This window comes from Oerskovia enterophila (assembly GCF_001692445.1).
GTDB classification, from domain to species: Bacteria; Actinomycetota; Actinomycetes; order Actinomycetales; family Cellulomonadaceae; genus Oerskovia; species Oerskovia enterophila.
The window spans coordinates 24,176-39,779 of sequence record NZ_MAQA01000022.1 but is presented as its reverse complement, the minus strand read 5'-3'; the positions used below and the strand labels follow the sequence as shown (position 1 = coordinate 39,779).

The 15,604-nt window shown below is 72.6% G+C and carries 9 protein-coding genes; 5 read left to right on the top strand and 4 right to left on the bottom strand.

The window, feature by feature from the left end:
• Positions 1 to 8: 8 nt before the first annotated feature.
• Complete coding sequence (locus OERS_RS10465; protein WP_068625714.1) at positions 9 to 3,941, bottom strand: ribonuclease E/G; 3,933 nt, start codon at positions 3,939 to 3,941, stop codon at positions 9 to 11.
• Positions 3,942 to 4,455: 514 nt separating this feature from the next.
• On the opposite strand from OERS_RS10465, the gene OERS_RS10460 reads away from it, so the two are divergent.
• The 4 genes from OERS_RS10460 to cydC are packed head-to-tail and all read left to right on the top strand — an operon-like array spanning position 4,456 to position 10,888.
• Positions 4,456 to 5,976 carry a cytochrome ubiquinol oxidase subunit I gene (locus OERS_RS10460; protein WP_068625713.1) on the top strand — a complete coding sequence of 507 codons (1,521 nt, stop codon included), beginning with the start codon at positions 4,456 to 4,458 and terminating at the stop codon, positions 5,974 to 5,976.
• Positions 5,977 to 6,009: 33 nt separating this feature from the next.
• Positions 6,010 to 7,185 (top strand): cytochrome d ubiquinol oxidase subunit II, encoded by a 1,176-nt coding sequence (cydB, locus tag OERS_RS10455; protein WP_083201371.1) that lies wholly within the window; start codon positions 6,010 to 6,012, stop codon positions 7,183 to 7,185.
• Entirely contained in the window at positions 7,182 to 8,966 is a 1,785-nt protein-coding gene (gene cydD / locus OERS_RS10450) for a thiol reductant ABC exporter subunit CydD (protein ID WP_068625712.1), read from the top strand. The genes cydB and cydD overlap by 4 nt, the downstream gene beginning before the upstream one ends.
• A complete protein-coding gene (gene cydC, locus OERS_RS10445; RefSeq protein WP_083201370.1) occupies positions 8,963 to 10,888 on the top strand; it encodes a thiol reductant ABC exporter subunit CydC in 1,926 nt (641 codons plus the stop codon). The genes cydD and cydC overlap by 4 nt, the downstream gene beginning before the upstream one ends.
• 26 nt (positions 10,889 to 10,914) lie before the next feature.
• Here the strand turns inward: cydC and OERS_RS10440 are convergent, their stop codons facing one another.
• Genes OERS_RS10440 through OERS_RS10430 form a run of 3 tightly spaced genes read right to left on the bottom strand, consistent with a single transcriptional unit; the run spans position 10,915 to position 14,370 of the window.
• Complete coding sequence (locus tag OERS_RS10440) at positions 10,915 to 12,309, bottom strand: dipeptidase (protein ID WP_068625711.1); 1,395 nt, start codon at positions 12,307 to 12,309, stop codon at positions 10,915 to 10,917.
• Entirely contained in the window at positions 12,306 to 12,815 is a 510-nt protein-coding gene (locus OERS_RS10435) for a hypothetical protein (protein ID WP_056648471.1), read from the bottom strand. The genes OERS_RS10440 and OERS_RS10435 overlap by 4 nt, the downstream gene beginning before the upstream one ends.
• Before the next feature lies 1 nt (position 12,816).
• Complete coding sequence (locus tag OERS_RS10430; protein ID WP_248948504.1) at positions 12,817 to 14,370, bottom strand: APC family permease; 1,554 nt, start codon at positions 14,368 to 14,370, stop codon at positions 12,817 to 12,819.
• A gap of 244 nt (positions 14,371 to 14,614) precedes the next feature.
• Between OERS_RS10430 and OERS_RS10425 the strand changes: the two genes are divergently transcribed.
• Positions 14,615 to 15,592: an NAD(P)-dependent oxidoreductase gene (locus tag OERS_RS10425; protein WP_068625710.1), complete on the top strand. Its 978-nt coding sequence runs from the start codon at positions 14,615 to 14,617 to the stop codon at positions 15,590 to 15,592.
• Positions 15,593 to 15,604: the final 12 nt, after the last annotated feature.

Sequence of the window (15,604 nt, the reverse complement as noted above, 5' to 3'; positions counted from 1 at the left end):
TCAGCAGGTCAGGAGTCGTCGCGCGACTCGTCGTCCGCGACCGTCTCCTCGTCGTTCAGCCCAGCCGTCGGCGCAGGCTCCCCAGCAGCCTCGTCGCCAGCGGTGGCCGGCTCGGCGTCAGCCTCCACTGTCGTTCCAGGCTCGACTGCCGCTCCGGACTCTGCTCCCGAGACCGGAAACTGGCCCTCGTCGGCGACCTCCGGGGCGCCCTGCACGGCCTCGACGTCCGTCAGGACGGTCTCGACGCCCACGACCTCGGTCTCGGCCTCGGCCTCGGTGATGACCTCCGAGGTGACGGTCTCCTCGACCGGTGCGACGCCGTCGTGCTCGTGCTCGTGGGCGTGCGCCGCTGCTGCGGCGATCGTCGCGAGCGTGGCCTTGACGGCCTCGCGGGCCTCCGACGTGACCTCGGGCAGGACCGGCACCGCGGGAGCCGCGGCGACCGGTGTGCTCTCCTTGGTCACACGCTTGCGGCGCGAGCGCGACCGCGAGCCCTCCGCCTCTGCGGCGGGCTCCTCCGCTGCCGGAACGGCAGGCGCCGGAGCGTGCTGGTGCTGCTGCCCGCCGCCGTTGTTCGAGCCGCCCGACTTCTCGATCGGATCGGTGTGCACGATGAAACCGCGACCGTTGCAGTGGTCGCAGGTCTCGCTGAACGCCTCGACCAGGCCCTGCCCCACGCGCTTGCGGGTCATCTGGACCAGGCCGAGCGAGGTGACCTCGGCGACCTGGTGCTTGGTCCGGTCACGGCCCAGGCACTCGACGAGGCGACGGAGCACGAGGTCACGGTTGGACTCGAGCACCATGTCGATGAAGTCGATGACGATGATGCCGCCGATGTCGCGCAGACGGAGCTGGCGGACGATCTCCTCGGCGGCCTCGAGGTTGTTGCGCGTCACGGTCTCCTCGAGCGTGCCACCGGAACCGGTGAACTTGCCCGTGTTGACGTCGACGACCGTCATGGCCTCGGTGCGGTCGATCACGAGCGAACCGCCCGAGGGCAGCCAGACCTTGCGGTCCATGCCCTTGGCGAGCTGCTCGTCGACGCGGTGCGCCGAGAAGGCGTCCTTCTCCGACGTCCAGCGCGAGACGCGCTCCTTGAGGTCCGGCGCGAGCTCGGCGACGTAGCTCGAGATCTCGTTCCAGGCGTTGTCGCCCGAGACCACGAGCGAGCTGAAGTCGTCGTTGAAGATGTCGCGGACGACGCGGATCGCGAGGTCGGGCTCGCCCTGGAGCAGCGCCGGGGCAGAGGCCGACTTCGACTTCTTCTCGATCGCCTCCCACTGGCCCTGCAGGCGCTCGACGTCGGCGCGCAGCTCGTCCTCGCTCGCCCCCTCGGCGGCGGTGCGGACGATGACGCCCGAGCCCTCGGGGACGATCTCGCGGAGGATCTTCTTGAGGCGCGCGCGCTCGGTGTCCGGGAGCTTGCGCGAGATGCCCGTCATGCCGCCGCCGGGGACGAACACGAGGTAGCGGCCGGCGAGGGTGATCTGCGACGTGAGGCGCGCACCCTTGTGGCCGATCGGGTCCTTGGTGACCTGCACGAGCACCGAGTCGCCCGACTTGAGCGCCTGCTCGATGCGGCGCGGCTGGCCGTCCAGGCCGACCGCGTCCCAGTTGACCTCACCGGCGTACAGGACCGCGTTGCGGCCCTTGCCCACGTCGATGAACGCGGCCTCCATGGAGGGCAGCACGTTCTGGACACGGCCCAGGTAGACGTTGCCGGCCATCGAGACCTGCGACTGCTGCGAGACGTAGTGCTCGACGAGCACGCCGTCCTCGAGCACCGCGATCTGCGTGCGACCGTTCTTCTCGCGCACGACCATCGCCCGCTCGACCGACTCGCGGCGCGCGAGGAACTCGGCCTCGGTGATGATCTGGCGGCGGCGGCCCGCGTCGCGGCCCTCGCGACGGCGCTGGCGCTTGGCCTCGAGGCGCGTCGAGCCCTTGAGCGCGGTCACCTCGTCGGACACGCTGCTGCTGCGCTCGCGGGTCCGCGTGCGGCTCGACGACGAGGTCGTCACCGTGACGCCCGCGCTGTCGCCCGACTCGGGGCGACCGCCACGGCGGCGACGACGACGGCGACGGCTCGAACCGGCACCCTCCTCGCCGTCGTGCTCGTCGGTGTGCTCGTCGTGCTGGTCCTCGGCCTCGACCGAGGGCTCGGCCGCGTCGGTCGCGTCGGTGGACGACGCCTGCTGCTCGTGCGAGGACTCGTCGTCCCCGTACTCGTCACCGTCAGAGCCTTCGGTGCCGTCGGCTCGCGACTCGCCACCGCGCGAACGGCGGCCGCGTCCACCGCGGCGACGACGGCGACGCGGCGCGTCGTCCTCCTCGACGTCGGAGGCGGGTGCGAGCTCGGCGACGTCGTCACCCTCGACCACGAGGTCGAGGTCGTCCAGCTCGAGCGCGTCGGCCGGGATCTCGACGCCCTCGGCGACGAGCTCTGCTTCGATCAGCTCGATCTCCTCGACCGCGGCGAGGTCCGCGCCCACGAGCACGATCTCCGCAGCGGCCGGGGCCACCTCGGGTGCGGCGACCGGTGCTGCCTCGGCTGCGGGCTGGGTGGTCGGAGCTGCGGTGCTGCCTGCCGACGCGGGAGCCCCCGCGCCACGACGGGCAGAACGTCCGCGTCCGCCGCGGGTGCGCGCCGGAGCCTCCGTCCGCTGCTCGACGGCGGGCTCGGGAGCCTGCTCGGCGACCGGGGCCCGGCGAGCCGGCTCGACGCGAGCCGCTGGGGCCTCGGCCGGGGCCGCGGGCTCCTCGGGGGTCCGGGCGGTCGGCGTGGCGAAGCTCGGCATGGCGTCCGCCGCGAACGGGGACGTCGTGGGGCGCACGACGCGACGCGAGCGACGAGGCGCAGCGGCGGGGTCGGGAGCCTGGAAGAGCAGCGCGGTCGTCGCGAGGCGCGGCGTCGCGGAGCCGCCGCCGGTCGACGCGGTCGACGGCGCGGGAGCGGACTCCGTGGCGGGGGCCTCGGGAGCGGCAGCGGCCTGAGCAGCCTGGGCCGCGGAGACCTTGTTGACGCGGCGCGAGCGGACCTTGGGCGCGGCGGGCTCGGCCGGAGCCTCGGCAGCCGGGGCCTCGGAGACCGGGGCAACGGCCTCGGCCGGCGCGGCGGTCGTGGCCGTCTTCGAGGTCGCACGGCGACGCTTGGCCGGGGCCTTCTCGACCGGCGCGGCCTCGGCCGGCTCCTCGACGGCGGCGGGCGCCTCGACCGGGGCCGCCTCGACAGCGCTCGAACGCGTCGCCCGGCGACGCGTGGCGGCCCGCGGTGCGGCGGGCTCGGTGGGAGCGTCGGGCTCGGTGGGAGCAGTGACCTCGGGGGCCGGGGGCTCGACAGGGGTAACCGCCTCGGTGACGGCGGCCTCCGCGGCAGGCTTGCGGGTCCGACGGGCGCGGGCCGGCTTCTCGGCCGGGGCGTCCTGCTCTGCGGCGGGCGCCAGGCCGAGCTCGGACAGCACGTCCAGCACGGGCGCGTCGGCGGCGGCACGGGCTGCGGCGCCGCGCTTGCCGCCGCGACGCGGGGCTGCGGGCGGGGCGTCCTGCACGGCGGGGGCAGACACGGCCTTCTCGGCGGCAGGCTTCTCGACGACCGGCTCCTGCGCGGGAGCCTTCTCGGCGACCGGCTCCGCGGTCGCTGGAGCGGCGGGCGCCTCGACCGGCGTGGTGGTCGGTCGTACGACACGGCGCGAGCGGCGCGGCGCGGCCTCGGCCGTGGGCAGCTCGATGCCGAGCGAGCCCGTGGGCGCAGAGGGGTTCGCCGCGGGCGGCTGAGCGGGCGACGTGACGGCAGGGAGGGTGATCTGGGCTGCGGACGGTGCGTCCGGGGTGCCGGGGGCCGCCGTGGTGCGAGTGACCCGTCGTCGGGCCGGCTTCTTGGCGGGTGCTGCGTCCTGACCGTTCGACGAGCTCGTCGTGTCAGGGGTGTTGTCGAGGGTCACGCGATGCGCTCCTGGTACCCCGAAGGATCGCCCCCACATCGTGCGGCCCCTCGGGCGGTAGTCGTCGGCCGGGGCGTGCGCATCACAGCGCTGTCGTCCCCGCGACGGAAGTCGGCGGTGGCGGCTCGAGCAAGGGCGAGCGGCGGGGGGCGCCTCGCCGTCCGGGCCATTCATCCCGGTCGGCGGCGCTCCGCGAGCCGCGGATCGCGGTTGCGACGAGCACGTACTGGGCCAGTGGGAGATGTGGTCCCCCCGGCTTGGTCAAGTATCGCACAGCCGAGGTCGATCAGATGGGCAGGTACAGGGTCGGGTGCCGTGTCGTCCAGAGGACCAAGGTCCCGATCCGGACCTTGTGAAGGTTCTCACAAACTGTCGTTTCCCGAGAGTTTTGGCGCTTCCCTGCCTCGCCGATGGTGCAGATTGGTCATAGCGTCAGGAGTACGACTGCTGACCCTGCCCTGAGCTCACCCTCAGAATCCCCCGGTAGCCCCCAGGAAACCCCCCAGGAGCGTTTGTGGACGTCCTCGATCTCGCGAGGTGGCAGTTCGCCATCACGACCGTCTACCACTTCATCTTCGTGCCGCTGACGATCGGGCTCGCTCCCCTCGTCGCCATCATGCAGACCGCATGGGTCCGCACGGGGAACGAGCGGTGGCTCAAGCTCACCAAGTTCTTCGGCAAGCTGCTCCTCATCAACTTCGCGATCGGCGTCGTGACGGGGATCGTGCAGGAGTTCCAGTTCGGCATGAACTGGAGCGAGTACTCGCGCTTCGTCGGAGACGTCTTCGGTGCCCCGCTCGCCATGGAGGCGCTCGCGGCGTTCTTCATCGAGTCGACCTTCCTCGGCCTGTGGATCTTCGGCTGGGACCGCCTGTCCAAGCGCGTGCACCTCGCGTGCATCTGGGCGGTCGCGATCGCCGTGAACCTCTCCGCCTTCTTCATCCTCGCGGCCAACTCGTGGATGCAGCACCCGGTCGGGACCATCTACAACCCCGAGACCGGCCGCGCCGAGATGAACGACATCGGCGCGGTGCTCACGAACAACACGCTGTGGGCGGCGTTCCCGCACACCGTGGCCGCTGCGTTCCTCACCGCGGGCACGTTCGTGGCCGGCATCGCCGCGTGGTGGATGGTCCGTCTGGTGCGCACCAAGAAGGCCGAGAACATCGATCTCGCCCGCAGCGTCTACCGTCCGGCGATCACGCTCGGCGTCATCACCATGATCATCGCGGGGCTCGGCGTCGCGGTCAGCGGTGACTTCCAGGCCAAGCTGATGTTCCAGCAGCAGCCCATGAAGATGGCAGCCGCCGAGGCCCTGTGCGAGAGCTCTCCCGACGGCGCGCCGTTCTCCATCCTCGCGATCGGCGACCTGTCCGACTCGTGCGAGGGCGTCAACCACATCCTCGAGATCCCCGGCATGACGTCGTTCCTCGCCAAGGGCAGCTTCACGGCCCCGCTGCCGGGCGTCGACGAGGTCCAGCAGTCCATGACCGAGCGCTACGGCGACGTCACCGCGGACGGCGAGCCGGTCAACTACTCCCCCAACCTCGGCCTGACCTACTGGAGCTTCCGCCTCATGATCGGGTTCGCGGTCGGCTCGATCGCGCTCTCGCTCATGGCGCTGTGGCTCACCCGCAAGGGCAAGGTCACCGACAACAAGTGGTTCGCACGCGTCGGGATCTGGGCCATCCCCATGCCGTTCATCGCGTCGTCGTTCGGCTGGATCTTCACCGAGACCGGACGTCAGCCGTGGGTCGTGGCCCCCAACCCGTCAGGCATCGACTCGATCCGCCTGCTCACCGAGCGCGGCGTGTCCACGGTCGTCGGCCCGGGCGTGGTGCTGACCTCCATGATCGTCTTCACGCTCGTCTACGGGGCCCTCGCGGTCGTCTGGTTCAAGCTCATCCACCGCTACACGGTCGAGGGCGTGCCGGAGTCCGTGCACGACGACTCCCCCGAGGCGCGCGCCAAGGGTGACCCCGACGACCCGGACTCGACCGACGAGTCCGAACGCCCCCTGTCCTTCGCGTACTGACGCGCTCTGACGGCTCAAGGAGACCCAGTACTCATGGAACTCACCATTCTCTGGTTCGTGCTCATCGCGATCCTGTGGATCGGCTACCTGGTCCTCGAAGGATTCGACTTCGGTGTCGGCATGCTCATGCCGATCCTGTCCCGCAACAAGGACAAGGCGAAGCAGGACACCGAGCGCCGGCTCATCATCAACACGATCGGCCCGGTCTGGGACGGCAACGAGGTCTGGCTCATCACGGCGGGTGGCGCGACGTTCGCGGCGTTCCCCGAGTGGTACGCGACGCTGTTCTCGGGCTTCTACATCCCGCTGCTGCTGATCCTCCTCGCGCTGATCGTGCGCGGTGTCGCGTTCGAGTACCGCGGGAAGATCAACGACGACCGCTGGCGGGCGCGCTGCGACCAGGCGATCATCTTCGGTTCGTGGATCCCCGCGATCCTGTGGGGCGTCGCGTTCGCCAACCTCGTCCGCGGGGTCGAGCTCGACGCCGCGCACCAGTACGTCGGCGGATTCTGGGCCCTGCTCAGCCCCTTCGCGCTCCTCGGAGGCCTCACGACGCTCGTGCTGTTCCTCATGCACGGTGCGGTCTTCATCGCCCTCAAGACCGACGGCGAGGTGCGGGTCAAGGCGCGCCGCCTGGCCGGGTACTTCTCGGTCGCCGCGGTCGTCGTGGCCGGCGGCTGGGCCGTGTGGGCCCAGGTCGCCTACTCGGTGCCGTGGACGTGGGCAGCGGTCGTCGTCGCGGCTCTCGCCCTGGTCGGCGTCGTCATCGCCAACGCCAAGGCGCGTGAGGGCTGGGCGTTCCTGTTCTCCGCGCTCGCGATCCTCGCGGCGACCGTCCTGATCTTCGGGTCCATGTACCCCGACGTGATGCCGGCCCACGACCCCGCGAACTCGCTGAACATCGACAACGCGTCCTCGACGCAGTACACGCTGACCGTCATGACCTGGGTCGCCGTGATCCTCGTCCCGGTCGTGCTGCTCTACCAGTCGTGGACCTACTGGGTGTTCCGTCGCCGCCTCTCGACCAAGGACATCCCGCCGCCCATCGGCCTGTCGCTCACCAAGATCAAGGACGCCGCGTTCGGTGGCCCGTCGTCGGGCAGTGCCAGGTCGCTCGACCTGACCCCCGCCGAGGACGAGAAGGACACCGGGACGGGCGCGACGTCGTCGGGCTCGCGCAAGCGCGGCACCGGGGACACCTCCGAGTGAAGCCCCTCGATCCACGGCTCCTGCGCCAGGCGCGGGCGGCCCGCGGGTACGTCGTGCTCACGGCGGTGCTCGGCCTCGTGACGGCCGGGCTCGTCGTGGCGCAGGCGCTGCTCATCGCGAGCGTCCTGGCCCCCGCGATCCAGGGCAGCCTCTCGCTGCCCGACGTCGGCACTCCCCTCGCGCTGCTCGCTGCGGTCGTGGCGGTGCGCGCCGGGGTCGCGTGGGCGCAGGAGCGGTTCGCGCTCAAGGCCGCCACGAAGACGGTCGCGGAGCTCCGCGAGCAGGTCGTCAGCCATGCGGTGGCCCTCGGGCCCCGCTGGCTGGCGACCGGCCGCGGTCCGGCGGTCGCGACGCTCGCGACGCGCGGGCTCGACGACCTCGAGCCGTACATGGTCAGGTACCTGCCGCAGCTCCTGCTCGCGGCGACCGTGACCCCCGCGACGCTCGCGGTGGTCCTGGGCCTCGACTGGATCTCCGCGATCATCATCGCGGTCACGATCCCCCTCATCCCGGTCTTCATGATCCTCGTGGGCCAGCTCACGGCGGGGACGTCCGAACGGCGGCTCAAGGTCATGCAGCGCCTGGGCTCCCAGGTGCTCGACCTCATGGCCGGGCTGCCGACGCTGCGCGCCTTCGGTCGCGAGCACGGGCCCGAGAAGCGGGTCAGGGCGCTCGGCGACGCCAACCGCCGGGCCACCATGGGGACGCTGCGCGTCGCGTTCCTGTCCGGCATGGTCCTCGAGCTGCTCACGACCCTGTCGGTCGCGCTCGTCGCGGTCGGGATCGGGCTGCGCCTCGTGTACGGCGAGGTCGGGCTCGAGCCCGCGCTCGCCGTGCTGGTGCTGGCCCCCGAGGTCTACCTGCCGCTGCGCCAGGTCGGGATGCACTTCCACGCCTCGACCGACGGGATCGCCGCGGCCAACCAGGCGTTCGAGGTGCTCGACGAACCGCTTCGTCCCGTCGGCACCACGCCCGCGCCCTCCCTGGCCGGTGCTCGGATCACGTTCGAGGGGGTGAGCGTGCGCGCGGGAGACCGCGACGTGCTCGCCCCCGCGGCGCTCACGACGACGTTCGGCTCCCGTCCCTCGCGCGGCGAGGCGGGCTCCGCGTCGGGCGCTCCGTCGTCGGGCACGGTGGTGGCCCTGACCGGGCCCAGCGGGTCCGGCAAGACGACCACCGCGCTGGTCCTGCTCGGGCTGCTCGCGCCCGACGCCGGGCGCGTCGTGGTGACCCCTCGCGACGGCGAGCCCGTCGATCTCGCCGAGTTCGACCCTGCCACGTGGTGGCCGCAGGTCGCGTGGGTGCCCCAGCGGCCCACGCTCACGCCGGGAACTGTCCGCGAGGTCGTGCTCGACGGGCGCGAGGTCTCCGACGACGACCTCGCGGAGGCCGCGCGGCTCTCGGGGCTCGACGCGGTGCTGGACGTCCTGCCCGAAGGCTGGGCGACCCCGATCGGCCAGGGCGGCGTGGGGCTCAGCGTGGGCCAGCGTCAGCGCGTGGCCCTCACAGCGGCCCTGCTGGGCGACCCGTCGCGCGTGCCGCTCGTGGTGCTCGACGAGCCCACGGCGCACCTCGACGCGCGCGGCGAGCGCGCCGTGCTCGACGCCGTCCGGGCCTGGCGCGACCAGGGGCGCACGGTCGTCGTGGTCGCGCACCGCACGAGCCTCGTCGACCTCGCCGACCAGGTCGTGACGGTCTCCTCGGCCGCGCTGCCCCCGACCCCCGGCGATGCTGCCGACGCTCCCACCTCCTCACCCACCTCGACCGGAGCCGTCGCATGAGCGCCCTCGACACGTCCCGCGACTCTCCCGTCCGCGGCGCCGGCACGGCCGACGGCGCGGGCGCCGATCCCCTGTGGCGCGCCGTGCGGCTCCTCGACGTGAGCTGGGGACGCGCCGCGCGCGCGATCGGGCTGGGCTCGCTCGCGCTGGCCAGCTCGGTCGGGCTCGCAGCCGTCGCGGCGTGGCTCATCGCGCGCGCCTCGCAGATGCCTCCCGTGCTCCAGCTCTCGGTCGCGACCGTGGCCGTGCGCGCGTTCGGTATCTCGCGCGGGGTCTTCCGTTACCTCGAGCGACTGGCCTCGCACGACGTCGCGCTGCGCGGCATGGCCTCGCTCCGCGCCAACGTCTACACCTCGCTGGCCTCCGGGCGGACAGCCGCGGTCGCGGGTGTCCGTCGCGGCGACCTGCTCGCGCGCGTGGGCGCCGACGTCGACTCGGTGGGCGACGTCGTCGTGCGCGCGATCATCCCCGCGGGCGTGGCCCTCGTGGTGTCCGCGGGCTCGGTGATCCTGGTCGGGGTGTTCCTGCCCTCGGCGGGCGTCGCCCTGTTCCTGTGCCTCCTGCTCGCAGGCGTCCTGGGCCCCTGGCTCTCCGCGCGGGCCGCGCGCCGCACCGAGGAGCGCGGCGCGGCCGCCCGCGCCGAGATGACGTCCACGGTGCTCGAGACGCTCGAGGGCTCGGGACCGCTCACGGTCTCGGGTCGGCTCTCCCAGCGCATGGACGCGCTGCGGCGCACCGACCGTGAGCTCGCCGCGGTGACCGACTCCGGGGCACGGACCTCGGGCACGGCCGCCGCGATCAACAACGCCGCGATCGGGCTCGCCGTGCTCGCGTCGCTGCTGCTCGGCATCCCGGCGGTCGCGGCGGGGACCCTGGCGCCGGTCGAGCTCGCCGTGATCGTCCTGACGCCGCTCGCGGTGTTCGAGGCCGCGGGCGTGCTGCCCGCCGCGGCCGTGCAGATGCACCGGTCGCGCCAGGCCGCGCGGCGCATCATGGAGCTGCTCGACGCGGCGGCCGGGACCGAGGTGCTCGCGGGGAACGACGGGTCCACCGGGTCCACCGCGGTCTCTGCCACGAACCCCGGCCCCGCTGACCTGGCAGAAGCACACCGGGCCATCCCCCGGGCCACTTCTGACACCTCGGAAGCCGTGGCCCCCGTCCCCGAGATCACCGTGGCCGGCGCCTCGTGCGGCTGGAACGGTCGCGCAGCGGTGACCGGGATCGACCTCACGGTCAGCCCCGGGCGGGCGGTCGCGATCGTGGGCCCCTCGGGCGTCGGCAAGACGACCCTGCTCATGACGACCGCGGGTCTCATCCCGCAGGTCGCGGGACACGTGAGCCTCGACGGCTCCCCGATCTCGTCCCTGCCGCCCGACGACGTCGCGCACCAGGTCGTCTTCGTCGCCGAGGACGGGCACGTCTTCGACACCACGCTGCTCGAGAACCTGCGCGTCGCCCGCGGCGACGTCACCCCGGACGAGGCTGAGGCCGCGCTGGTCGAGGTCGGGCTCGGCGAGTGGCTCGCGGGACTGCCCGACGGCGTCGGCACGACCCTCGGACCGGACGCGACGACCATCTCGGGCGGGGAGCGCCGTCGGCTCCTCGTGGCACGCGCCCTGCTGGCCCCCGCTCCCCTGCTGCTCGTCGACGAGCCCGCCGAGCACCTCGACCCGGCGACCGCCGACGAGCTGCTCACCCACCTCGTGGAGACCACCCGGACGGGCGGGCGAGGCGTGGTCGTCGCGACCCACCGGCTCTCGGCGCTCGCCGCGGCCGACGAGGTGCTGCTCCTCGGCCGGACCGACGACGCCGACCCCGAGAGCCCCGCGACCGTGCTCGCACGCGGCACCCACGCCGAGCTGATCGCGCGCGACGAGGGCTACCGGTGGGCGCTCGCGCAGGAGGCGGTAGCCGGGCGGTAGCCGGGCGGTAGCCCCCCGTCGCCGCCTCAGCCCTGGGACGCCCCCGCCCCCAGCCGGGACAGGAACAGCGCCTCGCCCACCGCGAGCTGCTCGATCTCGCTCGGCGCGACCGACTCGTTGGGCGCGTGGATGAGGCACGCGGGCTCCTCGACGCCGAGCAGCACGATCTGCGCGTCGGGGTACTCCGACGCGAGCACGTTGCACAGCGGGATCGACCCGCCCTGGCCCGCCGTGACGGTCTCCTTGCCGAACGCGTCGGCCAGCGCACGCGAGAGCGTGTCGAACACGTGCCCGTCGGTCCGGGCCTGGAACGGCTGCCCGACGGCGTCGCGCGTCGTCGTGACCTTGACACCCCAGGGCGCGTGGTTCTCCAGGTGGGCCACGAGCTTGTCCTGGAGGTCCTGCGCGTCCGCCCCCGGCGGGACCCGCAGGTTGAGCCGGGCCGCAGCCCGGGGCTGGATCGCCGCGGCCGAGCCGACCACGTTCGGGGCGTCGATGCCCAGGATCGTGACGGCCGGCCGGGCCCACAGCTGGTCGGAGACGCGCCCCGACCCCAGGAGCCGGGTGCCCTCCAGCATCCCGGCGTCGCTGCGGAACTGGTCCGGGTCGTAGTCGACGCCCGGCCAGGTGGCGTCGGCGATCTCCGGGGGGATGCCGTCGATCGTCGTGTTCCCCTCCTCGTCGCGCAACGAGGACAGGAGGTGAACGAGGGCCGCGAGCGCGTCGGGCGCCGCGCCGCCGAACATGCCCGAGTGGATCTCGCCCTTGAGCGCCTCGACCGTCACGACGACGTTGGTCGCACCGCGCAGGGACACCGTGAGCGTGGGGAGGCCGAGGGTCGCGTTGCCCGTGTCGGCGATGAGGATCGCGTCCGCGGCGAGCTCGCCCGGGTGCGCCTCGACGTACTGGTCCAGGCCGCCCGTGCCCTGTTCCTCGGACCCCTCGATGACGATCCGGACACCCACCGGGAAGTCGTCGCCGCCGAGCGCCCGGAGGGCGCGCAGCGCCGTGAGGTGCGTGACGATGTTGCCCTTGCAGTCGGCCGACCCACGCCCGTAGAGGCGCCCGTCGCGCTCGGTGAGCTCGAACGGCGGCGTGTGCCACGCGGCGTCGTCGAGCGGGGGCTGCACGTCGTAGTGCGAGTAGAGGAGCACCGTGGGGGCTCCGGGTGGGCCGGGGCGGTAGCCCAGCACCACGTTCGACCCGTCGGGGGTCTCGACCAGGCGGGCGTCGTCGATCCCCTCGGCGCGGAAGGCGTCGGCTACCCAGTGCGCGGCCCTCTCGCAGTCCTCGCGGGGGAAGAGCCGCTCGTCGGCGACCGACGGGATCGCGACCAGGGTCCGCAGGTCGTCGAGGGCTCGGGGCAGCAGTGACGCGACCTGCTCCTGCACGGGCGTGAGATCTTCCGGGGCGCTGCTCACGATTCCTCCTGGTTGGTCGTGTTCTCGTCGAGGTTGAGGGAGTCGACGTAGTCGTCGAACTCGTCGAGCTGCTCGGGGCAGTAGACCTCGATCACGAGGCGGTCCCCTGCGAGCCGTCGCTCGTCGACGAGCGACGGCCTGCTGCCGGGGCCCGTGGCCCCGTTCGTGGACCCGAGGTTCGCCGTCGCCTTCACCAGGGCGGCCGGGTCGCTGCAGAAGCCACCGCCGTCGGCGCCCAGCACCGCGACGATCTGGTCCTCGTCGAACGCCGTGATCCCGATCTCCTCGAACTTGCCGTGCAGCTCGGCTGCCCGCTGCTCGGCGAGCTCGCGGTCCTGCGAGGCGTGGTAGCTGTTGTACAGCACGGCCATGAGGATCCCGACCCCGACGGCCAGGATCGCGGCCGCGGTGTAGACGATCCAGCGCCGGGTGCCGTCCGGCTCGTCCTCGTGCTGCGGCAGACCGTCGGTGCCGCCCGGCCCACCCGTCGTCGACGTCGTGGTCATGTCACGCCTCCTTCGGTCCGTCGACGGGAGCGTCGACGAGCGGCTCCTCCGGGCCCCCGACGTTGTCGGGGTTCTTCCAGTGGGGCTTGCGCAGGAAGTAGAAGAGCGCGGGGACCAGGATGCCGACGACCCCGAGCCCGCCGCCGACGATCAGCAGGTAGACCCCGCTGCTGCCGCTCGAGAACTGGGCCGGGGGCACGAAGCCGATGATCATGGCCGCGACCGAGGCGAGGAAGCCGACGGTGCACAGCAGCGTGAGCGCCGGTGCGCGGTACCCGCGCGGGTGGTCGGGCTTGTTCCGCCGCAGCCGGACGGCCGCCACGAAGAGCAGGAGGTACATGATCAGGTACACCTGCGTCGTGATGACCGAGAGGATCCAGTAGGAGCTCGAGACGTCCGGGATGAACGCGTAGAGCAGCGCGATCACCGTGGTCACCAGGCCCTGCGAGACCAGGATGTTCTGCTGGACCCCGTGCTTGTTGAGCTTCTGCAGGAAGCGTGGCAGGTAGCCCTCCTCGCGCGCCACGGTCAGCAGGCCCTTGGACGGTCCGGCGAGCCAGGTGAGCATGCCACCGAGCGAGGCCGCGATGAGCATGAGGCCCAGGATCGGCGTCAGCCAGCTCACGCCGAAGTTCGCGAAGAACGCGTCGAACGCCTGCATGACCCCCGCCGTCAGGCTGAGCTGGTCGGCCGGGATGACCCAGCTGATCGCGAGCGCCGGGAGGATGAAGATCAGCAGCACCAGGCCGATCGCGAGGAACATCGAGCGCGGGAACTCCTTGGCCGGCTTGCGCAGGCTGGTCACGTGCACGGCGTTCATCTCCATGCCCGCGTAGGACAGGAAGTTGTTGACCACGAGCACGAGCGACGCGATCCCGGTCCACTGGGGCAGCAGGTGCGAGGCGTCCATCGGGGCCGCCGACGTGTTGCCCTGCCCGAGGAACACGAGCCCCAGGATCACGAGCAGCGCCCCGGGAACCAGGGTCCCGATGATGAGCCCGAAGCTCGAGAGGCCCGCCACGGTCTTGGTGCCCTGCGACGACACCCACACGCCCGTCCAGAACAGCACCACGATCACGATCGCGACGTAGAGCCCGTTGCTCGCGAGCGAGGGGTTGATGACGTACGCGAACGTGCTCGCCACGTACCCGAGGAGGCTCGGGTAGTAGAAGATCGTCATGGCGAACTGGCACCAGATCGCCAGGAACCCCGCGGGCTTCGAGATGCCGTCCGCGACCCACCGGTACACGCCGCCGGACCAGCCGGAGGCCAGCTCGGCCGAGACGAGCGACGTCGGCAGCAGGAACACGATCGCGGGCACGATGTAGAGGAACACCGCGGACAGCCCGTAGACCGCCATGGTCGGCGCAGCTCGCAGGCTCGCGACCGACGACGTGATCATGAACGCGAGCATCAGCCACGTGATGTAGTTCTTGGGCGTCCGGGCCGTGATCGCCGCGCGCATCTCCTCGCGGGTGGGCGGTGCACCGCGGCCCTCCGACGTGACCGACGAGGGCGTCCCTGGACTGCCCGACTCCGCTGTGGGTGAGGCCATCTTTCCTCCGTGCCGCCGAGACCCCCCTGGACGGACGGGTCGCCGAGAACCGCTCGAACGTGCCAGACGTTGCGAACATATCGCCCGGCCGGGGATTGCGCTCCCGGAACGGGCGGCACCTGGCCCGCCCGCGACACGCCGGGACGGTCGGGCCTGTCGCGCTGATAGCGTCGACGGGGCCGTCCCGCCGGTGCCCCGGCCGTCGGCCCGTCCGCACCGCCCTCGCCCTCGTCTGGAGCCACGCGTGAAGATCCTCGTCCCCGACTCCCTCCCGCTCGACCTCACGTCCCAGGGGGCCGGCGACACCGCGGCGAGCGGACACGGAGCACGGGACGTGTTCGTCGAGTACGACGGCGGAGCGCCCCTCCCGGTCGAGCACCGCGACGCCGAGGTCCTGGTCGCCTGGGCCAACACCCCCGCGAACCTCGCGGACGCCGCCGCGCACCTGCCCCGGTTGCGCTGGGTCCAGACCCTCGCCGCAGGGCCTGACGCGATCCTCGCGGCGGGCTTCGCCCCGGATGTGGTCGTGACCAACGGTCGGTCGCTGCACGACGGTCCCGTGGCCGAGCACACCCTGGCCCTGACGCTCGCGGCGGTCCGGCGGCTCGACCGGTTGGGCACGGCGCAGCGCGAGCACCGGTGGGACTCGGCGCTGGGAGACGAGCAGGCCGACCCGGCGACGAGTTCGCGCTTCACGCTGCACGGTGCGCAGGTCACGATCTGGGGCTTCGGCTCGATCGCGGCCGCGCTCGCACCGCTCTACGCGGCACTCGGGGCGCGCGTCACGGGGGTCGCGAGCACCGCGGGCGACCGGTTCGGCTTCCCCGTCGTGACCGACGCGGACCTGCCACGGGTCCTGGCGACGACCGACGTCCTGGTCTCTCTGCTGCCCGCGGTCCCGGCGACGCGCCACGCGTTCGACGCCGCCCGCATCGCCCAGCTCCCGGACCACGCGTGGTTCGTCAACGCGGGCCGGGGAGCGACGGTCGACGAGGTCGCCCTGGTCGCCGCGCTGCGCGAGGGCCGTCTGGGCGGCGCCGCGCTGGACGTGACGGAGATCGAGCCGCTCCCGGCGGACTCACCGCTGTGGGACGCCCCGCGCACGATCCTGACTCCCCACGTCGCGGGAGGGCGACCGCAGGGCGCGTCGGCCCTGGTCCTGGAGAACCTGGAGAACCTGCGCGCGGGCCGCCCGCTGCGCAACGTGGTCCCGCGCGGCTGAGTGCGCGCCCCA